Origin of the sequence: Lacrimispora sp. (genome assembly GCF_032078915.1) — a bacterium.
In the GTDB taxonomy this organism is placed as follows: Bacteria; Bacillota; Clostridia; order Lachnospirales; family Lachnospiraceae; genus Lacrimispora.
In genome coordinates this window covers 48,128-72,897 of record NZ_DAMAUN010000019.1, presented here as the reverse complement: position 1 = coordinate 72,897, position 24,770 = coordinate 48,128, and the positions used below count along the sequence as shown (strand labels likewise).

Here is a 24,770-nt window from a genome sequence, read left to right as displayed (position 1 = left end):
TTATTCTCCTAAGTTCATCTCTTTTATTACATTCCCGTCAAAATCCATGACACGGAACACCTTATCCTCCAGCATACCGTAAGTAGGAGGATTACCGCCCTTTGGAATGGACACAGAGCCTGGATTTAATATGGTAATGTCTCCAAAACGCTCCGCTGCCAGGATATGAGTGTGTCCATGAAGCAAGATATCTCCCTTTTGTACCGGAGGCAGGTTTTCCTGATTGTAAATGTGACCATGGGTGGCATAGATTGTCAGGCCGGAGACGGCAAGCAGGGCATAATCCCCAAGAATAGGAAATTCCAGTACCATCTGATCCACTTCTGTGTCACAGTTTCCCCTTACACTATAGATCTGGTCTTTGCAGTCATTTAGCATGGAAATCACCTCTTTAGGGGCATATTCCCTTGGAAGGTCATTTCTGGGGCCATGATAAAGAATATCTCCTAACAGGATCAGCCTGCCGGCTCCGGAAGTTTTATATACATCTAACAGCTTCCTGCAAAAATAGGCAGAACCATGAATGTCGGAAGCAATCATATATTTCATAGGTTATTTTCTCCTTTTGTATTTAATAGGTATATTTTAAGGCTAGCGGGGTATTTCTGTCAATGAATTTACCTATCCGCGAACCATATATTTTCCTTTGTAATAAGTGATTCCATTGGCTATATTGACTACATTATATCCAGACTGCTCCAAATTTCTGCAGACTATCATGCTTTGTCCGCCCCTGGAACAGTAAATAATCAAAAGTTTATCCTTTGGCAAGCTGCCCGCCCAACGATCCATATTTTCATATGGCAAATTTACCGCTCCCCGAATATGGGACTGCCTGTAGGACGATTGACTGCGAAGATCTATTATCATAATATCACTATAGTAATCGATATAGTGATCGATTTCCCAAATCGGTATGGTCCTGAACATATTATCACCTGTCCTTTCTAGTAATAATATATTCCATATTTTCAGGTTTGCGAAAATCATATGGAAACAGGAAGATTTCAACAAAAAAACGCAGGAAAGGACCTCTTTGTCACTTTCCCGCGCCTTTTCTCAAGAACAATTAGATCAACTTCCGTTATTAGTTGAATCTGTTACGGTTGTTGTCTTTGCTGGAATCACGGCTGCTGTCTCTGCTGGAGTTGCGGCTGTTATTCTGATTGTTGTTCTGATTGTTGTTCTGATTGTTGTTCTGATTGCTGTTCTGATTGTTGTTCTGATTGTTGTTCTGATTGTTGTTCTGGGAGTTCCTGGAGTTCTCCATATCATTGTAGTTATTCTTAGACATAATAAATACCTCCTGTCAGCGTTTTTCGTTACATCGTTAGTATGGCAGGTTTGCAAAATATTATACAATTGTTTTTTTATTTTAAAATTAAAGAAGAAATAATATATTATTCGAAAATGCGGCCATATTTTGTAAAAATACTTTGCATTTTTATCACAGCTATATTATAATCAAAATGAGGGGTTTTCCCCTCATCCTTATTAATTATTTATACTCCCCTCAGAAGCAGCCGAAATAGCTCCCCTATTCCGGCTGTTTCTCTTTTTACTGACCATAAGCATCAAAAGACCCCCGGCATAAAATGCCGAGGGTCTTATATCCCTTCCAAAATCCGGTTATCCGCTATTTCATTAATCGCCAAGAACGTTGACGATTTTTACAGGTGCCCGATAATTCCACGGAGAAGTCTTAATACCTGTACTATAAGTTGATGAATGCACTACTTGTCCATTACCGATATACATGGCAACGTGGTTTATGGATGATCCGCTTCCATAAAAAATCAAATCGCCCGGACGCATCTGATCTGCGCCGACTGCTCTTCCCTGGGAAGCCTGTCCACCTGAGGAGCGATTTAAAGTAAGGCCAGCTGCATGCTGCATCACATATCTGGTAAATCCGGAGCAGTCTACTCCGGTGCGCGGATCGCTGCCGCCATAGGCATAACGTCCGCCTACAAACTGAAGAGCGTAATTAACAATGCTTTGTCTGAAATTAACAACTGCCTCTGCCTGAGTCTTAACTTCTAATGCAGCCAGTGTTTCTTCATCGGTTAAAGATACGGTTGCATTGCCTTCTACTGGCATATAGCCATATGTATCATTGATCTTAACCTTCATATATCCGCCGCCCATATCCTGTACAACTTCAAAGGCGGACCCTTTGGAAGCGGTCATAAGCGCTTCCTTACCAGCTTCATCCTTGCTGATCGTTACATTATCTGCATCAACGGTCACCATATAGTTCCCATAACTGAGTCCTGGACCGGAAATTTCATCTGCTCTTACATCTGAAGGAACTGCTATTACCATTGCTCCGCAAAAAGCCATAAGCCCTAACGTTTTCCATGCTTTGTTTATCATCGGGAAATTTGCTCCTATTTTTACTTTTTGATTTTCAAATGTTACATAAGTATTAAATTCATTACGGTTATTATACAATTATTTTATCTTTTCGTCAAGTATTATTTAAAAGTGCACGAATTTAAAAATATTTTAGTTTAAAACCCGGACAAATTTCACAGGTTTGCGATACATGACGTTTGTTACGATAATTCCGGTCTTTTCTGTGGAAGCGTGGACTACACGGCCGTCTCCCATGTATAAGGCAACATGGTTAATGGATCCATTTTTTCCATAAAATACCAGATCCCCTGCACGGGCATCCTCGTAGCTGACGCTGCGGCCTTCTCCTGCCTGAGACCTAGAGCTATGGCTTAAGCTTACACCAGCCGCATTCCTTAACACATAGCTGGTAAATCCGGAACAATCCACTCCTGTTTTGGGATTGACTCCTCCGTAGACATAGCGTCCGCCCACAAACTGAAGCGCATAATCTACAATTTTCTGGCGCTGCATTACAGACTTGTCCACCTTTTCCTGAGTCTTCTCAATCAGGGTCGCAGCACTGCTTTGTATGTAACCTTCTCCTTCCGGAGTCTTTATTTTAATCCAGCCATCCCTTGGGGATTCAACCACTTCATAAGTCTGGCCTTCCCCTGCCTGGGAAAGAGCCGTTCCCGACTTATCAGCAGCTTCTCTGACAGACACAGGCATATCCATCTTCGCATAAAGTGTTGTGCTGGTTTCTACAGCAATTTCCGCTGCTTTCACCTCTATCTGGGGAGTCCCGCTTAAGCTGGCTAAAATCCCTAAAAGGCCCATCGCTTTCCACATTTTATTCTTCATATCAAATCTCCTGTTTTTACGTTTTTCTGTCGTTCCCGCAATACTTCGTTAATATGTTACATAATTGTTACATTTCGAATTATATACTTATTCCTCGAGTTTGTCAAGCAAAAACGGCAGTCATGGCGCTTTATGCGTCATAACTGCCGTCACAGTTTTGTAATATTTCCACGGACTTGTTAAATTTATTTGACTTTATCGTTTCGTTCCTCTTACAAACCAGACAATGAGGAATACCAAAAGCAAGGGGCCCATAATAGGCATCAGAAGGCTGAAAATCCCTGTAACAATGCTGGCAATCAGAAAGAAAAATAAGATGAGAACCGTAACTCCCAAAAGCTTCCAGTACCATTTACTCAAGTCAATGTAATGCATACGGCGTCCGGAATTACCCGGATCTTCATACACATTCCGGTCCGCGCCAGAGTAGGATTCATAAAAAGTTCTGCCGGATCCGCTGCTCTTTGCATTCTCGCTGGCCTCTAAAATAGTCTTGGCAATCAGTCTTGGATCGCCGATGGAGGCTATGACCGCCTCTTCCGTAGAACCATTTCTCACTTCCGTGCCGATATATTCTTCATAGTACCTGATATTTTCTTCAATTACGCTTCCAGAAACTTCACCTGATAAAGCCTCCCTTAAGCGCTGTAAAAACTCCTGTCTGCTCATCTGAGCCTCCTTCAATTAAGTAAATAGCTTTGATTATTGTATCATCCGACAGGGATTTCGTAAAGAAACCTTCTCTGAAAAAATTCTTAAAATTTCATAATATGACAGACTACTCTACCTTCTCCTTAATTACGCCATCCCGGTATGCCGCCACCAGTTCCTTTAAATCTGCAATCCGCTCCGCCAGCTCCGCGCCTTTATCCGTATCCGCCACCATGACCCGGTTCTTCATGTTCTCAACGACCGAAACCCTTGGTGTGCTTTCCTTATTCGGATCAAAGGGCTTGTGCTCCGCAAGTGCCAGATGGTTGGAGTTATAAATCAGTGTATAGCCTGCGATTCCTGTCTTAGTCTGGTAGGCCTTTGACAGCCCTCCATCTATAAGGAACAGCTTGCCTCTTGCCTTCACCGGCGATTCCCCTTCCTTTATTTTTACTGGAACGTGACCGTTGATGATGTGGGAACCTTTTTTAGGAAGGCCGAATTCTTCCAATATCTTATCACAGGACTCTTCCTTCATGCTAAGCCTGTAATAAGGGTTCATAGGCTCCTTGTGGGCAGAAGGATCTTCGATAAAATAATGTTCAAAGGTCGTCATCTTCCCCTTGCCGTAAACCGGAGATTTGGCTCCGCACCACAGATACCACATGAAATCCCTGGCATCCTCACTCTCCGCAGAACCCTCCGGCATAAAATATGCATTTTGAACCTTCCGGTCCACGTAATCCATTAACGCCTTTCCAGAGTAAGCCTGGTGATCCACCACGATCTCTTCAAAGGAGCCGTCCTCCCTCATGGGAATACAGCCATGGTAGAGGAGGTTTGAATTGTAACATTTGTACATGCTTCCATGAGAATACAGAAAACGAATATGCTTATGAAGAAGCTCGTTATGCATGAAAGAAAGCTGAAGGGTATGGAGAAGCTCTCCTTCCTCCTTGCTCAGCTTTAATGGTTCCTTAGGGTCTACCGTTGGGAAGAATTTATCAAGCATTGGATATTCCTTACCCTCTACGGTCACAACGCCCCGTTCAAAGTCAATGGACTCAATCAGGATCCGGTCACTCATCTCATATTCCGGATGGCGTTTTATGATCTGGCCTTCTACCTTAAACTGAATGATGGCAATGGCCTTGTGCATCTTTGCCGCCAACCCCGGATCCACCGCGTCATAGATGTTTTCATCAAGGATCTGGGGAACAAACCGATCGCAGGGATCCTCTCTGTAAATCCTGGCCGCAAACATGGATAAGGGACGCAGGTTAATGCCGTATCCGTCCTCCAGCACATCAAAGCTGTTATAGCTGATGGCGATACGCAGTACGTTGCAGATACAGGCCAGATTCCCGGTGGCGGCTCCCATCCAGGAAATATCATGATTGCCCCACTGGATATCAACGTCATGAAATTGCAGCAGTTCATCCATAATAATATCAGCCCTTGGACCGCGGTCGAAAATATCTCCGATAATATGCAGGCTGTCAATGGTCAGATTCTGGATCAGCTCGCATAAGGCTATGATGAACTTATCTCCCACCCTGATGTCAATGATGGACCGTATGATCTCATTATAGTATACACGTTTATTATCATCATTATAATCCACATGAAGCAGCTCATCTATGATGTAGGCAAACTCCGGGGGCATTTTCTTCCTCACCTTGGATCTGGTGTACTTTGATGAAACCACCTTACAAATCTGTACCAGCCGGTAAATGGTCACTCTCTGCCAGTCTCCGTCTGCCAGGCCCTTAAGCTCCAGCTGATTCAAGATCCGCTCCGGATAGTAAATTAAATTGGCTAACGCCACTTCTTCTTTCTCTGGTATGATGTGGCTGAAAGTTTCCGTGATTTTCTCACGGATAACGCCTGAGGCACTTTTTAATAAATGGACAAATGCCTCATGCTCACCATGTAAGTCACTGAAAAAATATTCGGTTCCCTTTGGTAAGCCCTGTATGGCCGTAAGGTTGATGATCTCGCTGGAAGCAGCCTTAATCGTCGGATACTCCCTGGCCATCAGTTTTAAATACGCCAAACTTCTCATAATACCTCCCCTTCTCCCTGAAGCGATGCTGCTGCATTTCTATAGAGCTATAGTAACATAAAAGATTTCAATTTAAAACCCTTTTTAGCGAGGCAGTCCCCGTGGGTCCAGGGCTTCCCTTGATTTGATTCCATACTAAAAGAAAGCTGCCGGCTTAAACACCATAGCCGGCAGCTTCAAAATTATCTGTTTTTCTCCGATGATTTCCCGGTTCCATTCAGGCCGGCGAATCCGGTTATTATACCTCTGTTTACTTTCAATGCGCCTGTTTTTTGTTCGTTAAGAACAAAGCTGGAATGAGCAATACCAAACAAAGGGTTAAGGCTAACGTAAAACCATTGTGGTAAGCAGTGGTCATGAGCGGAACCGTTGGTTCTTTCCCTTGAATTGAAAGGCTGACGACCGTTGCAAGTACTGCGGAGCCAAACGCACCGCCAATATTTTGCATGAGCCGGGTACCGACACTGGCTTGTGCGATTTCCTGTTTGACCATACCAGTGTATGCATCAGTCATCATTGGAATGGTAATACCACCGATACCTATACCCCGAACAAACAAAGCGATACTCACAGCAATGAGTGAAGATGCCTCATTGAAGAAGACAAATGGAATCGTGCCAACCATGGCTAATGTCAAACTTGCCAAGACAACATTACGCGCTCCCAATCGATCAGTCAGCTTACCAATCAATGGACGGGCAATTAACATACCGACCCCTTGGGGAATGAGGATCAGTCCGGCGCTCAAAACTGAGAAGCCCTTAATGTTTTGGAAAAATAAAGGCAATAACAGCATTGGACCGTTGGTGGCAATCCCTGCAAGGAACAAGCCAATCATGACAGCGCTGAAATTTTTCAGCTTAAACAGGTGTAATGGGAGAATTGCCTGTTCCTTTTTAACAGCAGCATATATCATGTAAACAGCTAAAATTGCGATTCCTGCAACAACATAACCAATCGTCGTGCTGTTGTTAAATGCAGCACTTTTCGCTGCTTTCGTGATCCCATAAATCAAGGCGGCGGAACTGGCACCCAATAAAATGATACCAATAAAATCGAATTTGGCTTTCATGTTAGCCGGCGTGAAGTCAGGCAACTTCAAAGTCATCAAAATGATGGCAAGAATACCAATTGGTATGTTGACAAAGAAAATGTAACGCCATGATAAGAATTGAACAATCACAGCCCCAATAACCGGGCCAAGGATCGGACCTAAGACCGTTGGGATGCCAATGGTCGACATCAAACGTCCCATTCGATCCCTTCCGGCGATTTCAACACACAAAGTAGTCACCAATGTTATAATAAAGCCGGCACCGAAGCCTTGAATAATCCGGAAAATAATCAGTGAATGGATACTGCCGCTTAATCCCGAGGCAATTGAAGCCCCTAAGAAGACTATATTAGCACCAATCATTAGCCATTTGCCGTTGAAACGCTGAACCATCCAACCAGCAAGGGGGACTGAAATTGCCATAGATAACACGTAACCCGTAATTACCCATTGAATTAAATCAAGTCCGATACTGAAATCATTACTCAAGTGCTTGATGGCAATATTGACCATTGTTGAATCAAGCAGCGGCATAACTGCTCCAAGCACTAAAATCCAAGCAATGTTCATGACGTTCTTTGGAATCGGCTCAAGTTCCGGAGCCTTCTTATTTTTACTCATCATAAATAAACTCTCCTTGTACACAGCGTTTTGTGCTCACATTTTTTACTTTACAAAGCGCCGTTCTTTATTTATAATGCAGTATAATCTATCACGTAACGTTCGAGTCAAATGCTTTTTTTCATATTGAAAAATTTTATTTTTTATAAGGAGGGAAAGGCAATGAAAAGTGTAAATGAAGTGAGCAAGCTCTCCGGCGTAAGCCGCCGCACTTTGCAATATTATGATGAAATCGGATTGCTGCCGCCAAGCTCGGTGAAAGAATCGGGCTACCGCCAATATGACGACGAGAGCTTGCGCCGGTTGTGGAGCATTCTATTTTATAAAGAGATTGGCATTTCTCTAAGCGGCATCCGGTCACTGCTTGAGAATCCAAAAGAGATGGAAAAAGAGGTATTGCTGCAGCATAAGCAAATTCTTTCGGAAAAGGTTGCTCAATTACAGAATATGATCCATTCCGTGGACCGTGTCTTAAACGATGAGTTTGATATTTCCATGCTTCGGGATTTTGATAAAAACCGAATTAATTCAATTGCGAAGGCATATGCAAAGGAGCTTCATGTATTATTTGAAAACAATTTTTTTCTGCCATTAGCTAAAAACTTTACAGCTCTCAATAAAGAATCTATTACAAAAAAAGTTGCATTTATGATGAATCTTGATTTGGGCGGACTAATTACGCTTGGCAACGATGTTTACCAAAGGTTTTGTGACGCCATGATGGATGGTCCGGACAGCCTGGCCGCAAAGGAGGCGGTCGGATTGCTAAGAGAGTTTATCGGAATACTGAATCCAAACAATGATATGGATTTTCACGAAATTGGCCAGTCGTATCTGGAGTATAAGGATAAAATAGATAAAAAGATTCCGGGACTTGCAGAGTTTGTAAGCGCTGCTGTTGAGCATGTCTATCTATAGTTCCGCTGCCATGTCATATCTATGGCTCTGTTTCCCGCGGCCATTTGACAAAAGGACTGCCATTTGGCCGGCAGTCCTTTAAGCCAATCAAAATCCTCTTATAATGTCCCTTTTGCTTCCTTCCAATCAACAAACAGATTGTAATGTTCTGTCTTAAAACGCAACACACAGTAATTGGGATCTTCCGGTCCCTCGAAATTTTCTTCAAGCCCCTTGTACCACATCTCTTTTTTTATATCCGCACCGGTTAATATTTCTATTGTACCCACCAGGGTGATATTGTGGTCTATTCCGTTAAAACAAACACTGGCGAGATTGCATTGTTTAATGCGATCGGATTTATTGCTTCCAAGTCCAGTGCAGAATGTGACCCAGCTGATACCTTCTGCCTTTGATGCGGATATCGTGGAGGCGGTCGGATAACCATCTTTATCAATCAATGCCAATACGCAATATCCCTCGTTTCCTCCACCGGTCTTTCTTGCAATAATTTCTCCGGCTCTGGTAATAACTTCTTCATTCATCATATTTGCCTCCTGTTTTTTTATTTGAAACAAATATATCACATCAATTAAGACAACAGTATGTCATGTTCCTACTTTAATAATATCATATTGTTAAAAAACTACCAATTATCAATCGTCAATCGGATATTCCCAATCCCCGCCCCTGCTTCATAAGGCTAAATTTTCATTATGCTTATAAAGCACACCTTGATGCTGCATACAGTAAGTGATATAATCTCTTCAATCCTGATTTATCAAAGTTCAATTGGAAAGGTGGTTAAATAACATGTGCGGCAGATATTACATTGAAATTGATGACAGCGAATTACGTTCTATTGTTGCCGAAGTAGAGAGAAAAACTGCTATAAAAACCGGAGAAATATTCCCGACTGACCTTGCACCTGTTTTATCCCCGGATGGAATCATGAAAGCAATGCGCTGGGGATTTCCTAAATATGACGGCAAAGGTGAGATAATTAATGCCCGAAGCGAAACGGCAGCGGAGAAAAATATGTTTCGGCGCCCGATGATGGAGGGACGCTGCCTGGTCCCTGCAAGCTGGTATTTTGAATGGGAACGCCGGGGAAAGCAAAAGGTGAAGTATGCCCTGATGGCTCCGGAAAAGAGTCCGGTATGGATGGCGGGACTGTCAAAAACAGACTTACAAACAGGAGACTCCTCTTTCGTTATCCTGACTCGTCCGGCCTGGTCCGGCATTTCATTTATTCATGACAGAATGCCGGTAATTCTCCCCCAAAAAAGCCATGACGAATGGCTTTATGGACATAACCCAATTAGTACAATGAATCAGGCAATTAATGAAATACATTATAAGGCTATATAAAGGACCAGCTCAACCATAGCAATTTTAAAAACCCATGCATATAATAGAACCATTATATAAAATCTCTAAGAGGCCAAATGCACATGAATGATTTAGGTACAATCACGCAAATGGGACGAATCCTGCAAGTTAATAATGCAATGGTTACAGAGGTTTTTACCCGCAGCAGAGTCACCGGATATATAGACATTATCTACTCCCAGTCTGTACAAAATGAAACGATATCCGAACCCTTAAGGCTTAATGCAAGCTTTTACACAGATGTTCTGAATCCATCCGGTCAGCATATATGCTTATGTGACATCGAAGAAGGCATGGTGGTGGACGCCTTATTTTCACCGATCATGGAATGGCGCATTCCGCCACAAGCTAACGCTTATTTAATTGTCGCAAGAGAATACGGTCAGCCATCATTTGATTCTACCACAGCTCAAATCACAGTAGTGGACATCGATGATTTTCTTTTCTATACTTACGATCCTGATAATCCCGGTGATCAGATAGAATTTCATATTGCCACTAAGGCTACCGTTCGCGATAAAAATGGCTACCCTGTTCCTTTCCGTACACTTTACCCTGGTTTATTAGTAAACGTGATCCATTCCGAAATTCAAACTGAGGTTATCCCATATCAAGCAGTTGCTTTCCATATTCAAATATTATAGCTTATGGGAACTTGCGAAGCAGGTTTCGATAAAAGAGCTGTTTTTAGCCCGTCCATCCGGCTATCGAAAGCGTCTTTTGCTATCGGTAATATAAATTTTACTTAATGATATCAGCAGGTTTCAGTCAGCCTGCTGTTTTTTTGTCCTCCCTTTTACCCCTCCCTTTTACCCCTCCCTTTTATTTCCACTATTAATCGAACATATATTCGATTATAATATAGCCGAGGTGATTCCATGAATAATGTCATATTTCATATCGATGTAAACTCCGCCTTTCTAAGTTGGGAAGCAGCATATCGAATCCATCATTTGGGAGGAACTTTAGATTTGCGGGATATACCGTCAGCGGTTGGCGGAGATACTACAAAAAGGCATGGTATTATACTTGCCAAAAGCGTACCGGCAAAGAAGTATCATATAAAAACCGGGGAGTCCGTGACTGAGGCACTAAGAAAGTGCCCTGACCTGGTTTTAGTTCCCCCAAACTACAACCTCTACCAGAAATCTTCATCTGCATTTATTCATATCCTGAAACAATATTCTCCTATTGTGGAGCAGTATTCCATTGATGAGGCTTTTATGGATATGACTGGTACTGAAGTCCTGTTTGAAGATCCTTATCAGACTGCAAATGATATAAAAGAACGTATACACAAAGAACTTGGCTTTACCGTAAACATTGGAGTTTCAAACAATAAAGTCCTGGCCAAGATGGCATCCGACTTTAAAAAGCCTGACAAAGTGCATACGCTGTGGCTAAGTGAAATAAAAGAAAAAATGTGGCCATTATCTGTAAAAGAATTATTTTTCGTGGGCAGGGCAACCTTTCAGAAATTACGGAATCTGGGAATCAGGACCATAGGAGAATTGGCACAGACTGATTTATCAATTATTAAAAGTCATTTTGGCAAGTATGGAGAGGTCATATGGTCTTTTGCAAACGGAATCGATGTTACAGCAGTGGAACCTGCTCCCCCGCCGAATAAAGGTTATGGGAATAGTACAACCACTGCATTTGATTTAGTGGATGCAAGCACCGCCAGGTTAGTACTGTTATCATTGGCAGAGACCGTATCTGCCAGATTAAGAGAGGACAACGTGAAAATCAGTGTGATTTCCGTGGGAATAAAGGACTATAACTTTGTATATTATGGTCATCAAAGAACCCTTGATACGCCAACAAATATCACTTATGAAATCTATGAAACCGCCTGCCAGATATTTGATGAGATGTGGAATAAGATTCCTATCCGTCATCTAGGGATCCATACAAGCCATGTAACCACAGAGAACAGCCGTCAATTAAATATATTCGATAAAGTAGATTATGAAAAAATGGAGCGGCTGGATAAAGCAGTGGATGAAATCAGAAAGCGTTTTGGAATTGACTCAATTAAAAGAGCAAGCTTTTTAAATGATAAAGCAGTCGATCACATGAGCGGCGGAATCAGCCGGGAGAAACGGACCGTAGACTACAGCAAACAACAGATATTGTAGGTGACAGATATGGGAGTATTTGGAATTGGGACTAATGCAAAGGATATTAACAGCAAAGAACCGCAAGGTAAAATGTATCATGTCGCCTGCAAGGTATGGTTCACCGCCAGCTGCAGCCCCAGGCCTTTAAGTCTTAAGTTTGAAGGCGATGATGGTATCATACAAACAGTATCTGAAATAATCATAAAATGTTCAGAAGATAAAAATTATAACGGAATTGCATCAAAAGAATTTCAATGTGATGCAATCATTGGGGGCCTGAAAAGAGAATTTAAACTGATCTTTTATATGGAATCCTGTAAATGGGTCATGATAATATAAATAGGTGGGGCCGGAATCCCGGGTACCCACCTGTATTATTTACACTGATAGTCCCGGATCCTGCAGTACCCTGCTATCCTTTAGTGATTATTACCACCACCAGTTACATCTGTTACATCCAAAAAAGCCATTACAAAAATTACATCTGCAATTTCTCCGGCAGCCTCTGTTAAAGCAACACATATATTTCCCTCCCTTCTAAGTAACGTTATACTATACTTTATGGTATCAATAGACGAGATGTGAAAATCAGGTTCCAGGCCAGGCCTTGTTTAACGGCTTATAAAGAAAGAGGGCGCATTACTCATGGCTAAAATTCAGCCATGGAGCAACACTCCCACAATCAATTATACATGGAGCACTTCCCCGGCATAAAGCCTTTCTCCTTCTTTCCTGTCACTAACATTGAATACACAGACATTTCCTGTAGCAAAACATTCTTCTGCTATGACAGCATCGGAAGTATGGAGGACTTCATCATTGCAGAGAATTACAACATAGCTTCGATTTCCGACTGTGATTTTCACGGCCTGAGCTTCGCTCTCTGTCAGTGGTTTATGAAGTGTGTGGCTGTATGTCTCCACAGCCTTCACTTTAGCCGGTTCTGCTGCCGAAGAAGTCCCGCCGTTTATGACCGTAATCATACTGGCAAATCCCTTCTTTTTCAAAACTGCAGTAACTACTTCATTTTCTTCCCACTGATTGTAATGCCTTGAGTTCACTCCCCTGTTGCTTTCAAGTATGGCATCTTTTGTCAGAAAGTTTAAAAATACTCTGGTTTCTTTTCCCTGGAAAGTCACTGAATTTACTTCTGTGAAAACCTTTCCTTCCGGTGCGAAATGGAAATACTGCCTGTATTCATGTTTTCCTTCTGCGTAAAACTGGTCATGAATCAGATAAATATCTGGTTTGATCCAGACGATACGCCGATTCACAAAGATACCCTTTTTTATATATCCCAGATGACCTCCCTGGACAAATTCTGCGATCTCTCCCGCTCTGTATGTTCTGTTTACAGGAAGAGAAAGCTTATTTGTATACCAGGAATCTTCAAATGCAGTAAAGGATTCCCCATCTACGGTTGTGGTATTATGGCCTGGATTGTCTTTCAAAGTAAAACGAAGAGGAACGTTCATATAGGTTGCTCTGCCGCCATCAACCAGTACATCTTCTCCGTTCACAACTAAATCCACATGCATTTTATCCCCATGGCAATGGCCGGTGCTCATTGCCCCGCAGGTAAAATGAAGAAGATTGGAATTCCGGTTCCAGCTTTCCCTTAAATAATAATTTCCACTGTTCTCCAGGCATGCTGATATAAAATCCGGTTCTTTTGCAGGAAGAAAGGCATAGTCAGCGCAGGCATTGCTTCCAAAGTCCCAGGCTCCTTCATAATCCATAAGCTCATAACCGCCCCATTTTAAGACAGGATCCTGGAATAACCAGGCTCCCATTGTGATTTTATCCCGTAAATCGGTATCATCAGAATCTCCATGAGTAAACTGATGGCTGTCTGGTTTTTTCCAGATAACATTTGCCAGTGCCATGCGATGAACCGCATCCTCCAAATCCGGCTTAAGTGATATCCCGTTCGCTCTTGCAAGGAAAATCACACAGCACAGGCAATGATATACTTCATTGTGATACATAGGGGATTGCTCCCACTGGCTGCCGTCTTTGTAAATCTGCACCTTTACGGACTTATAGATCCTCTCCAGAGCAATGGACGCCCATTCTTTTGTTTCATCGCTCTGAGGAAGTCCCATTGCGATCTCAAAAAGCCCGCTGTTTTCAAGGATGCACCAATTGCTCTGCAGTCTTTCGTCTCCGCCCTTTTCCACCAGTCTTCTGGCATGGAGCCGCAGTGATTCTGCAAATCGGTCTAAAAAGTCCTCTGTAATTAAGCTGCTGTCTTTAAAATAGCGGATCGCTTTCGTCCATGTCTCTCCCCGAAGCCCTGTTTCCAACAGGCGCCACGGTCCCATCACTGTCTTTTCATCAAGGGGAACCCTGTCTATCCAATCATTCATTAGCCTCAGAAAGCATGTTACATACGTTTCATCTCCTGTCATCTGCCAGGCCTGCCCCAGACAAATGAAAAACCTGTGTCTGTTAAACTGCCAGACAAATTCCGGATCACCGGAAGGCATATAGCTCCAGTCAATTTCCCCGGAAAAAAACACAGGTTCATAGGTACGCTCCATATCCCAGTTTAAATCAAACAGAAATGTATTTTCACATACCTCATTTGCAATCCGGAAAATATGCTCCACATCATCATTCCAATGTTCTTTACAATAACAGGCTGAATTCTCCGGGTCAGGGACAAAATAAGAAGCATCCGGTCTGTCAAAATATTGTTCTATTGTCATTTCCAATTCTCCATTAATACCAGTATGGCTCCCAGTCCGTAGAAAGCCGGGTCAATGCCTCCATATAAAAGTAGTCGCCCCAAAGAACACACTCATCAACTCCGTGGTTTGGACATGTGTTATATGGAGAACTCTTTGCATAGGTTCCATGTAACAGAAGACCATTTGATACGGCCGGATCAGTCACCGCGCACTCCATGACCAGTGCATGGAGAAGCCTTTTCGCCATACCTGTATAATATTCTGCTTTTTCATTTGGAAGATATTTGCTCATCTCAAGCATACCGCAGGCTGCAATTGCTGCTGCAGAAGAATCCCTTGGTTCATCGCTTCCGTCACTAAAATCAAAATCCCAGTAAGGGACCATATCCTTGGGCAAATGCTCCAGAAAATAATCCGTTACTTTGCAGAAAATATCAGCATATTCCTCATTTCTAAGAAATTTATAAGCGAGTGCAGATCCGTAGATTCCCCATGCCTGCCCTCTTGCCCAGGCAGAACCATCCCGGTACCCCTGATGGGTAACGCCCTTCTTTGGTTCTCCTGTCTCTATATCAAAGAAAAAAGTATGATAGGTGGAATGATCTTCTCTAATAATATTTTTCATTGCGGTCTTAATATGTGCTTCTGCTTTTTTTATGTAGCTATCCTCTCCAGTCACCTCACCTGCCCAGAAAAGCAGAGGCATATTAAGAAGGCAGTCGATAATCATACGGTAATTGTTCTCTTCCCCAAGCTTTCCCCAAGCCTGAAAAAACTGGCCCTTTTCATGAAATCTCGTCATCAGATTATCTGCTGCCATAATAGCAGCTTCTTTACCAGCCGTATTTCCCGTAAGTTTGTATGCGGCTACACAGGAGGGGCAGTATAAAAATCCCATGTCATGGTGATTCACCCCATCCTTTTCTTTGATCCTTCTGTAAAAATCCTTTACTTCGATTTCAGCTGCAGTTCTTAATGCCTCATCTCCTGTTTTCTCATAAGAAAGCCATACCTCACCAGTCCAGAACCCAGGTGTCCATTCGTAGTTGGTTCCCTGCTGGTAGAAATTATTCACACTGGCTTCCTGGGGAAATTGTTCTGTAAACTGATCCGTCGCTTTTTTGATCAGTTCTGCCGCCTTATCATAGGCAGCTTTCAGCATCCCATCATCAATTTCCCTGTGCTGTAATAGTTCTTCTCTTGTTTGCATATACCGTTCCTCCTCAATTCAGGCAAAAGATACTCTTATTCCTTCACTGCTCCAATCATAACTCCCTTTGTAAAATATTTCTGTAAAAATGGATATACGAATAAAATCGGAACAGTAGCCACCATGATTGTGGCATACTTAATGCTCTGTGCAATGGCCTCCGCATCAGCTCCCGCTCCTCCGTTCATCGCCTGTAAATCATTGGATATAAGGATTTCCCTTAAGATAACCTGAAGGGGGTATAATTCCCGGTCTCTTAAGATCGCAGAAGCCCAGAACCATGCATTCCATATGGAAACGCCATAATAGAGAACCATAACTGCCATAATTGCTTTAGACAGCGGCAAAATAATCTTAAACAAAATGGTAATATGACCAGCCCCGTCAATTCTGGCCGCTTCCGTTAAGCTGTCAGGAATGGATTCAAAGGATGTTCTTAAGATGATCATATTATAAGTACTGATCATAAAAGGAATGATGAGTCCCCATCTGCTGTTAATCAAATGCAAATCCTTTAGATTTAAATAAAACGGAATCATTCCTCCTGAGAAAAACATGGTAAACAACACGAACAGCATCAAAGGCTTTTTAAACATAACACCCTTTCTGGAAAAGAAATAAGCTGCAATTGCAGTCATTACCAGATCCAGACCAACACCTACCACCAGAATAAACAGTGTATTTGCATAACCTTTTAAAATCATTGGGTTTTCAAATACCTTCAAATATGCCTGAAGATTGAATCCCAAAGGCTTTAATAAGAATCCTGAATGTGCGATCAGCTGGCTGCTGTCGCTGAACGAAGCCATAGCCACAAACCACATGGGATATAAACAGATTAATGCAATAATAGTCAAAATAATATAATTGACTACATGAAATATTCTCTCTCCGCGGGAAATTTTAACTTTCATCTTTCTCCTCCTTTACCACAGGCTGTTTTCTGTTGTTTTTTTAGAGACCTTATTCGTAAAATACAACAGAACACAGTTGATCACAGAATTAAACAGACCAATAGCGGTTGAATAACTCCAATCCTGCTCAATCAGACCTGCACGGTATACATAAGAAGAAATAATATCTGCAGTTTGATAGGTAGACGGATTATATAGCAGAATCGTTTTCTCATATCCCATACTCATCAGGGAACCCATTCTTAAAATCAGCATGATGATAATCGTAGGTGCAATTCCAGGCAGCGTTACGTTAAGAAGCTGTTTCCATTTCCCTGCACCGTCAATAGAGGCTGCTTCATATAACTGACTGTCAACACCAGATAGTGCAGAAAGATAGATAATCGATCCCCAGCCAATCTCCTGCCATATGCTGGTGGCTGTATATATTGTCCGGAAATACGCAGGGTTCTGAAGAAGAGGATTCCGCGTTCCCCCAAACAGCGCGACAATATCATTAAAAAGCCCGGTTGTCAGGCAGAAATCCTTAATCATACCACAGGCAACTACCAGTGAAATAAAATGAGGCAGATAGGTAATTGTCTGAGAAAATTTCTTGAACTTTGCACTTTTTACTTCATTCAGCAAAAGGGCCAGAATAATAGGAGCCGGGAACCCAAATATAATACTATATATACTTAGCAACAGAGTATTTTTCAAAAGCCTTCCAAAATAAGGACTTGTAAAAAATCTGGTGAAATTTTCAAACCCCACCCACTCACTGCCAAATACTCCTTTGGCAGGTGTAAAATCTTTAAATGCAATAATTGCACCATACATCGGTTTATACATAAAAACAGCATAATAAATAAGGACAGGAAGCACCAGCAGATATAAAGTCCAGTTTCTCTGTAAATCTTTCCTGATTCTATTGCTCAACGAATTTCCCATCATTCCTTCCATCCCTTCCTTTCATCTGAATACTTGATCCAAAAACTTTGATCTGAAAACAGCCGGGGACTGACTATGCAATCGCCCGGCCATATTTTAATTGGAAATCAACCAGAATTATCTAGCCTCATAACGCTCTAAAGCTGCGTTCTCAATCTCAAGTGCACGGTCCAGTTTCATATCCTTTAATGTTTGGATATAATTATCCCATTTATCAAAGCTTTCTGTACCAAAGATAAATTTAAGGGTCATTTCATCTATATAAGTATTAAGTTCATTTGTAATAGTGGCCAGTTCCTTAGACTCCTCCTGTGTTGGAGTGATATTGGGAACCGTATGTTTGTTTGCGTCTGCAACTTCCCATACTTTTGGGCAATCCTTAACGGTAGGTAGCTGTAAATACTGCTCAAGATAGTTAAGATCCTGTACAAACGGACCGTTATAATTAGCACGTACGTATTTAGATAAAGACTGTGCCAGAGGCCAGCCATCCGGGTTATTCATAACCAGATCGGTATAAACGGCTTTTCCATCCTTCATCTCATAAGAAATACCTTCAACACCATAATTAAATAAGTTATGCCCTGCATCAGAATAGCCATAATCCAATAATCTGGCTGCCAATTCTACATTTTTACAGCTGGAGGTAATGGCTGCTCCCACGTCAGGGAACTTATTTTCCATATAGCCATATTCAGGTGTAGCACCCTTTTCTAACGTTGGAGTTGGAGTCGGAACCAGCAAATAGTCAGGATTGCTCTTCTGTGCGCTTGTCATAAACAGCTGCATACGGCTTGCTGCCCAGCCTACAGAAACACCTGCTTTATCACTGGTCATCTTAGCCGTTACCTGATCACCGTTAAGAGTAGCAATATCCTTATCAATCAGTCCCTCCTGATACCACTGGTTCATAGTCATCAGATAATCCTTATATCCGTCCTGAGCAGGTGCAAAAGCGATCTTGCCCTCATCATCTATGATAAACCATGTAGAGTTTGCAGCTCCTACATTGTAGGCGAATGCAAATGGATTGGACTGTTTGAAGTTGGTCCAGTCAAAGCTGACAGGAGCCTCGGCACCCTTCTTTTCCTTAAATGCAGTCAGTACCGTATGCCACTCGTCGATGGTTGTAGGAACCTCAAGTCCCAGTTCATCCAGCCAATCTTTACGGATGAACCCACCTACTGTATAGCGCAGCTTATCTTCGCCGCGGATGAATGGGAATGCAAAATAGTGGCCGTCATCTGTCTTAATCATCTTATCTACATCAGGGTTTTCTGCCAGGTATTTTTTAAGATTCGGACAATACATATCAAAAACATCATTTAAAGGAATGATAACTCCATCCTTAATTGCTTTTTCCGGGCCGCCTGGATACATCTTTACCCATTGCCACTCCATAATATCAGGAAGATTTCCATCCGCAATAATTAAATTGAACTGTTCCTTTGCCTGGTCCGCACCTGCTGCGGGATGCTGGAACTTAATTGTAACACCGGTCTGTTCCTGTAACGCTTTTCCTAATTCAGTTTCACCTAAATTAGTATAGTTGGCTGATGCGTTAGGATTTAGCGCAAGCCAGTAGGTAAGCTCCCCTCCCTTTGTCAGAGGATAAGATACCTCTCCCCCTGCTTCCGCATTCGAACTGTTTTCTTCCGTTTTTGCTGTTTCCTTTGTCTCCCCGCCTGCACCTGGGTTTGCCCCTGTTTTACTTCCACACCCTGCCAGCAGAGAGATGGCAGCCGCCGTTGCTACTAATACAGCAATCGGCTTTTTAAAATTTCTCTTCATAATACTTCCTCCTTTTTTTATGCACATTGCACTTATTTCCTTATATTCTACATGGTAATATGTGCATTTTATATATTCAAATATTGAAAAAGGTTGACAAAATCACATGATTTCATCAACCTTTCTTGACTAAAACTAAAATTCATTTACAATTTATCGAATCCTTACCGTCCATTTTTTAATTGTCCAGGCGTTGCTCCCGTAAATTTCTTAAAGGTTCTGATAAAAGTGGAGCTGTCCCGAAAACCTACTCTCTCCGCTACCTCAACCACATTAATCCCCTCTGCCAAAAGTTTCTCCGCTTCATCGATCCGCGTTTGATTGATGACCTTTAGAAGGCTTTCCCCTGTGTACTTTTTATAAATAGAGGATAGATAGGCAGGGGTCATATGAAAATGAAGTCCTGTCTGAGATATATTTAAGTCAGGATCGCTGAAATTCTCCTGGATATATTTCTGCAGCTTTTCACACAATTGTTGATTTTGTCCGCACTCTTTGGAGTTGTCCGAGGATTTACACAATTTATCAACGGCTTCTCCAAAGGTTTCCTTGATTTTCTCAAGAGGCATTTTTACAGAAATGCGCTTTAATCCTAAATCTTCACCTGGGATCTCCTCTACTTCCTGTACTCCTTTCATAATTGTTCCCATTAAGTCATACAGAAGGCATTTCAACATATCCAGAGATGCTTTATTCTCCAGAAAATTGACATCCAGAATTTTATTAATATAAGAAGAAGCCAATGCGCTGTTGCGGCTTTTGATCGCTGCAATGATCCGTAGTTCCTGATCTGTCGAGTAATCGTACTTTTTATGGGTACTGTTTTTAATTTCCCGATAACTGATGTAATCAGGATCCAGAACAGCCACAAATTCCTCTGCTTCTCTTGCTTCCATATAAGATAAATGAATCCCCTCAAGCCCTTTATGAGCTTCTCCTGCCAATACAACCGTCATAAATCCAAAATTCTCATAAATATATTTCTGCATTGCATCGATGATTTCCTCTAACCTCTCATCATATCCCGCTGAACGTTCAGGGATATTGACAATCATCGCAACGGTATCTCCCATCTCCACCTTCTCCAGACGAAAGCTGCCTTCAATTCCTTCGCCAAACACATTTCCAATAATAAACTTTCTCAGACTGTTTATTTGTATGTATTCTTCCTGATTTTCCTCCCGCCCGGAAGCGTCCTTTCCTGTAATAAGCAGTACAAGGTTGCTTTCTTCCCGGAACTTCTTAACAATCGCTTCCCGATCCGGTGTATCTTTACTTTGTTCAAAGGAGTTTATCATCAGATCCGTTAAATAATACTGTTTTACCACGTCCTGGCTCCTGCTCACCATCTGTTTAAAATCCGATCGCTCTGCCAGCAGTGAAATGGTTTTTTCCTCCAGGTACAAATATTCATTGTCAACAAATATCTCCTGAGTATTATCGTGTTTCCGGAATACCTCCATCAAAACCTTTAAAGGATTGTAATTGATTTTCATCATCCTGGAAGCGGCCCCGAAACCGGTAAACAGACAGATAAATATGCCAATAACGAAAATATTCCGCATCTTTCCTGCGGAACCGCTTATCATTCTCTCAGGCATCAACAGAACATATTTCCAATTAAACGCATCTGAAAATACAGTGCGTATAATATAATCTTCCCCATTCCATCTTATTTTCTGATCCCCATCCTGATTTAAATGGTCATATTGGATTCCAATGCTTGAATAATCTTCCGACCGGTTCATAATCTGATTATCCTCGTTTATAATCAGCCAATCCAAGCCCGACTCCCAGGAAGCCATTTCAATACTGCTGTTTAACGCATCCATATCCAGCCAGATTCCGATCATTGCAGAGGATTCTCCGAATTCTCCTTTTAAGTTGTTCATGGTCAAAAGGAGGGTAGGTCTCCCCTGCGTCCATTTGGAATTCATTGGAATCGAATCACGAAAGTGATATTCAGACAGATGCTTTTTCAAAATCTCAGCTGATTTTGTATCTTCCGCTCCAAAACAATAAAGATCGCTATACATGGGAAAATCCATGTTACCAAAGGAAGAGACCACTTTGTCACAGTTCTTAAAATAAACCATGATATCTTTGCAGTAATCTCCGCTCTTATTGATCGTTACCTTAAGATCCATAATTTCATTCTGAATCGTATAAAGCTGATAGGAATTGTCGGACCGAAATTCCCCCTTCACCACAGACAGCTGCTGTACGTTCTTGTTAAGAGCCAATTGTGTTAAAATATTCTCATAGTATTCCAGCTCTCTGTCACAGGTATTTTTCACAGTCTGAATCAAACTTCGGTTAGAGGTATCCGCCTGTTCCTTTGCAATATAATAAGCATAAAAATAAAACAAAATCCCCATGGAAATCGGGATTAAAAAAATGAAGCCATAAGATAAATACAGCTTTTTATAAGCTTTTCCCTTGTTTATCATACTTTTTACTTCCTTTAATCGTATCTTCTTATGGTATATTTTATCATAAATATACAACTAAATATAGATGTCTTGGTCTGCTTTTTATAATTCGGCCAAATCCTTCCTTAAATTCCATCTTTTATATGTTACAATTCTATTACATAAGTGTTACAATAAAGTTGTTCAAAAACAAAAAATAATAAGGAGGCTACATATCATGTTCTTTGATTTCAGCTCATGTAACTTAAGCGATTTATTAGATTTAATTTCTCAGTTCTGCAAATAATATTACGAAAAGGTTCAGCCGCCCTCACGGTTGAACCTTTTTTCTGTTATTCTTACTTCCTGCATAAGCAGAACGGATGCCCTGACGGGTCAAACATTGTGATAAAGTCATCACCGCCGTATTGATCCTCCGCCATAACGGCCCCTAATTCCTTTGCTGCTTCTGCCATTTCTAAAACATCGTCAACCTGAAAATCAAAATGCATTTGCTTTTGCTGCTTTTCATTTGCTTCCGGCCATATGGGCGGGATATACCCTGGTTCTTCCATGAATAAAAATACAATTCCAGTGGCGCTTCTGACAGCCGGCCGGCCAAATAACTCACACATTTCCCAGCCCAGCAATTCCCCATAAAATTTCTGTAACTTTCTTTCATCATCACAATCAACCATTACATTACCTAACAATGCTTCCTGTCTCATTTTTCCCTCCATAAACTCTCATTTATTTCATTGTATCAAAGGTATGGTTAAAAATACAGCGCTGGATTTTCCCGTACCTTAAGGTCAAGTTCCGCATATGATATAACAATAGAAAAAGCAAAGGAGTTTCTTATATGTGCAGCCCATGCATTTTTACCCCATACCGCGATGTAAACTGCAAAGACCTGGCGATCTTCTATGAGGCCACAAGGGAATTACGGGGCGCAACCTATAAGCCCTACCTGGTATCCATTCAAGAGGCCAGGGGAATCAACTTCCGCTTTATCTGCAATTCCTTCATTATGACACGTCCTCCCCAGAATGCCATAACCATGGTATGCATTTTCAAACCCTTTTGCAAAGAGGGAGAAAAGGAGGAGTTAAGGGCGGTTGTAACCAGTATATGCAAAATGGGATGCTATAAAGGTTAGTGAAAATAAGGTGATTTTATGAAAGCGAAAACCAAGATCGGAGATTGGATCTATCCTGCCCCGGTTTTCTTTCATTGGAAGCGGCCTGCCTGATCATGATTTGAACGGATCAAAGCAGGCCGCTTTTATGCTGCCATAGATTTAAAGTTTGTCCTCACCCTGATAACAGCCGCCAGTGGCAGCGGTTTATCAAAAGCATTAATAAGCCAGCCGGTATACATCAATCATCTCTGGTTTCCCCAGTGACCGGATTCCGGGCAAAGTTCTGGTTCCGTAAAAGGAGCATTTATCCGCCAGTATTTCTAAATCCGTTTCCTTTATTCCCGCATTCAGCTCTCTTAAGCTGACAGGCATTCCAAGGCTCTTAAAAAATCCTTCCAGTCTGCTGATCCCATGAAGAGCTGTTTTTAAAGGCTCTTCAAAGTTCATTTCCTCATTCAATACCCGGACAGCCAGCTGGGCAAACCTCATGGGATCAACTTCACATACGTACCTGGACCAGGAACAGAACAGGGCAGACAGACCGGCGCCATGGGCAATGGCCGGATACATCCCTGACAGCTCGTGCTCCAATTGGTGAACCTGCATCATATATTCCCTTCCCAGGCCAGTAAGCTCATTATGGGAGAGGCTTCCTGCCCACATAAGAGTTGCACGGGCCTCATAATCCTCTGGATTTTTATCTGCCACAGCTCCAGCTTCCATAACAGAGGTTAAAAGCCCTTCCGCGATCCGGTCCGTCAAAGGCGTATCCTTTGTCGTCCCTCCCAGATACCGCTCCAGCGTGTGCATCATGATATCTACGGTTCCGCATCCGGTCTGGAATTTGCTGACAGTAAACGTCAGCTCCGGATTGCAGATGGCAAACAGAGGACGATGGGTCAGACTGTTAAACCCTCGCTTTAAGCCTCCCTCTTCATTTGTGATCACGCAGGATAAGCTTGTCTCACTCCCTGAAGCAGACAGGGTTAGAATGTTTCCATGGGGGAGTGCTTTTGCCGGAACCTCTTCCTTTAAAAAGAATTTCCAGGGATCAATCTCCGGATTAAGTGCTCCGTCGGCAATGCATTTGGCCGAATCAATAACACTTCCGCCGCCCACTGCCAGAATGAACTCCACATGTTCCCTTCTGCATAGCTCCATGCCTTCTTTTGCCAGGGATAAAACCGGATTAGGCTGCACTCCGCCAAAAAGAACATATTCGATTCCATGCTCTCTTAAGGATTCTTCCACAAGCCCAAGCAGGCCGCTTTTTCTTACGCTGCCTCCTCCATAATGAATCATGATTTTATGAAATCCATATTCAGAAATAATGGCTCCTGCCTTTTTGTGGGTATCACGGCCGAATATCACCCTTGTAGGTACACAATACTCAAAATTATTCATTCTAACCTCACTTTCCGCTGCGGTTTATTTCTCATGTTCCGCATCATTTTTATTCTTAACAGAAATTATACCACGAACATTTCTTTTTTCCAATATGGACTCTCCCCACCTGTTTCCCTTCATATTTTTTATTATCACAGCATATCTTATAAAGGAAAGCCTTAGTAATCTGCTTTCCTTTTTCATATGTAAGTAGTTCGATTCACCTGGCGGCTCATCGAACGGCTGATCTGCTTTTTTCAGTCCGGGCCTGGCTTGCCTTTATTTAATGT

The 24,770-nt window shown here is 42.0% G+C and carries 23 protein-coding genes; 6 read left to right on the top strand and 17 right to left on the bottom strand.

Annotated elements, in window-relative coordinates; genetic code table 11:
• From yfcE to RT269_RS10060, 8 genes are all read right to left on the bottom strand, one after another.
• Positions 1 to 549 (bottom strand): phosphodiesterase, encoded by a 549-nt coding sequence (gene yfcE, locus RT269_RS10095; protein WP_313182323.1) that lies wholly within the window; start codon positions 547 to 549, stop codon positions 1 to 3.
• 72 nt (positions 550 to 621) lie between these two features.
• A complete protein-coding gene (locus tag RT269_RS10090) occupies positions 622 to 930 on the bottom strand; it encodes a rhodanese-like domain-containing protein (protein WP_313182321.1) in 309 nt (102 codons plus the stop codon).
• A 157-nt stretch (positions 931 to 1,087) separates the two neighbouring features.
• Positions 1,088 to 1,294, bottom strand: a complete 207-nt coding sequence (locus tag RT269_RS10085) for a hypothetical protein (protein WP_313182319.1) — start codon at positions 1,292 to 1,294, stop codon at positions 1,088 to 1,090.
• A gap of 350 nt (positions 1,295 to 1,644) precedes the next feature.
• Positions 1,645 to 2,376 carry a C40 family peptidase gene (locus RT269_RS10080; protein WP_313182318.1) on the bottom strand — a complete coding sequence of 244 codons (732 nt, stop codon included), beginning with the start codon at positions 2,374 to 2,376 and terminating at the stop codon, positions 1,645 to 1,647.
• 132 nt (positions 2,377 to 2,508) lie between these two features.
• Positions 2,509 to 3,201, bottom strand: coding sequence for a C40 family peptidase (locus RT269_RS10075; RefSeq protein ID WP_313182316.1), 693 nt, complete (start codon positions 3,199 to 3,201; stop codon positions 2,509 to 2,511).
• 195 nt (positions 3,202 to 3,396) lie between these two features.
• Entirely contained in the window at positions 3,397 to 3,870 is a 474-nt protein-coding gene (locus RT269_RS10070) for a DUF1700 domain-containing protein (protein WP_313182314.1), read from the bottom strand.
• Between the two features lie 109 nt (positions 3,871 to 3,979).
• Positions 3,980 to 5,917 carry a fructose-1,6-bisphosphatase gene (locus RT269_RS10065; RefSeq protein WP_313182313.1) on the bottom strand — a complete coding sequence of 646 codons (1,938 nt, stop codon included), beginning with the start codon at positions 5,915 to 5,917 and terminating at the stop codon, positions 3,980 to 3,982.
• A gap of 256 nt (positions 5,918 to 6,173) precedes the next feature.
• Positions 6,174 to 7,595, bottom strand: coding sequence for an MDR family MFS transporter (locus tag RT269_RS10060; RefSeq protein WP_313182311.1), 1,422 nt, complete (start codon positions 7,593 to 7,595; stop codon positions 6,174 to 6,176).
• A 159-nt stretch (positions 7,596 to 7,754) separates the two neighbouring features.
• Between RT269_RS10060 and RT269_RS10055 the strand changes: the two genes are divergently transcribed.
• Positions 7,755 to 8,510, top strand: a complete 756-nt coding sequence (locus RT269_RS10055) for a MerR family transcriptional regulator (RefSeq protein WP_313182310.1) — start codon at positions 7,755 to 7,757, stop codon at positions 8,508 to 8,510.
• A gap of 98 nt (positions 8,511 to 8,608) precedes the next feature.
• On the opposite strand, the gene RT269_RS10050 is transcribed toward RT269_RS10055, so the two are convergent.
• Positions 8,609 to 9,037 (bottom strand): pyridoxamine 5'-phosphate oxidase family protein, encoded by a 429-nt coding sequence (locus tag RT269_RS10050; RefSeq protein ID WP_313182308.1) that lies wholly within the window; start codon positions 9,035 to 9,037, stop codon positions 8,609 to 8,611.
• Positions 9,038 to 9,302: 265 nt separating this feature from the next.
• Between RT269_RS10050 and RT269_RS10045 the strand changes: the two genes are divergently transcribed.
• The 4 genes from RT269_RS10045 to RT269_RS10030 all read left to right on the top strand — a co-directional run bounded on the left by RT269_RS10045 (position 9,303) and on the right by RT269_RS10030 (position 12,343).
• Positions 9,303 to 9,860 (top strand): SOS response-associated peptidase, encoded by a 558-nt coding sequence (locus RT269_RS10045; RefSeq protein WP_313182307.1) that lies wholly within the window; start codon positions 9,303 to 9,305, stop codon positions 9,858 to 9,860.
• An 83-nt stretch (positions 9,861 to 9,943) separates the two neighbouring features.
• Complete coding sequence (locus RT269_RS10040; protein WP_313182305.1) at positions 9,944 to 10,525, top strand: hypothetical protein; 582 nt, start codon at positions 9,944 to 9,946, stop codon at positions 10,523 to 10,525.
• Positions 10,526 to 10,759: 234 nt separating this feature from the next.
• Entirely contained in the window at positions 10,760 to 12,022 is a 1,263-nt protein-coding gene (locus RT269_RS10035; protein WP_313182304.1) for a Y-family DNA polymerase, read from the top strand.
• A gap of 9 nt (positions 12,023 to 12,031) precedes the next feature.
• Entirely contained in the window at positions 12,032 to 12,343 is a 312-nt protein-coding gene (locus RT269_RS10030; RefSeq protein ID WP_313182303.1) for a hypothetical protein, read from the top strand.
• Positions 12,344 to 12,690: 347 nt separating this feature from the next.
• Here RT269_RS10030 and RT269_RS10025 read toward each other — a convergent pair whose 3' ends face one another.
• From RT269_RS10025 to RT269_RS09995, 7 genes are all read right to left on the bottom strand, one after another.
• Positions 12,691 to 14,715: a heparinase II/III family protein gene (locus RT269_RS10025; RefSeq protein ID WP_313182302.1), complete on the bottom strand. Its 2,025-nt coding sequence runs from the start codon at positions 14,713 to 14,715 to the stop codon at positions 12,691 to 12,693.
• Between the two features lie 13 nt (positions 14,716 to 14,728).
• Entirely contained in the window at positions 14,729 to 15,907 is a 1,179-nt protein-coding gene (locus RT269_RS10020; RefSeq protein WP_313182300.1) for a glycoside hydrolase family 88 protein, read from the bottom strand.
• Between the two features lie 35 nt (positions 15,908 to 15,942).
• A complete protein-coding gene (locus RT269_RS10015) occupies positions 15,943 to 16,821 on the bottom strand; it encodes a carbohydrate ABC transporter permease (RefSeq protein ID WP_313182299.1) in 879 nt (292 codons plus the stop codon).
• A 12-nt stretch (positions 16,822 to 16,833) separates the two neighbouring features.
• Positions 16,834 to 17,754, bottom strand: a complete 921-nt coding sequence (locus RT269_RS10010) for an ABC transporter permease (RefSeq protein ID WP_313182298.1) — start codon at positions 17,752 to 17,754, stop codon at positions 16,834 to 16,836.
• Between the two features lie 114 nt (positions 17,755 to 17,868).
• Positions 17,869 to 19,542, bottom strand: a complete 1,674-nt coding sequence (locus RT269_RS10005; RefSeq protein WP_313182296.1) for an extracellular solute-binding protein — start codon at positions 19,540 to 19,542, stop codon at positions 17,869 to 17,871.
• A 164-nt stretch (positions 19,543 to 19,706) separates the two neighbouring features.
• A complete protein-coding gene (locus RT269_RS10000; RefSeq protein ID WP_313182295.1) occupies positions 19,707 to 21,992 on the bottom strand; it encodes a helix-turn-helix domain-containing protein in 2,286 nt (761 codons plus the stop codon).
• A gap of 320 nt (positions 21,993 to 22,312) precedes the next feature.
• Positions 22,313 to 22,681, bottom strand: a complete 369-nt coding sequence (locus RT269_RS09995) for a VOC family protein (RefSeq protein ID WP_313182293.1) — start codon at positions 22,679 to 22,681, stop codon at positions 22,313 to 22,315.
• A gap of 134 nt (positions 22,682 to 22,815) precedes the next feature.
• Here RT269_RS09995 and RT269_RS09990 point away from each other — a divergent pair, with 134 nt between their 5' ends.
• Positions 22,816 to 23,112 (top strand): hypothetical protein, encoded by a 297-nt coding sequence (locus RT269_RS09990; protein WP_025231402.1) that lies wholly within the window; start codon positions 22,816 to 22,818, stop codon positions 23,110 to 23,112.
• A 198-nt stretch (positions 23,113 to 23,310) separates the two neighbouring features.
• Here the strand turns inward: RT269_RS09990 and RT269_RS09985 are convergent, their stop codons facing one another.
• On the bottom strand, positions 23,311 to 24,498 hold the full coding sequence (locus tag RT269_RS09985) for an iron-containing alcohol dehydrogenase (protein WP_313182291.1): 1,188 nt from the start codon (positions 24,496 to 24,498) through the stop codon (positions 23,311 to 23,313).
• Between the last annotated feature and the right edge of the window lie 272 nt (positions 24,499 to 24,770).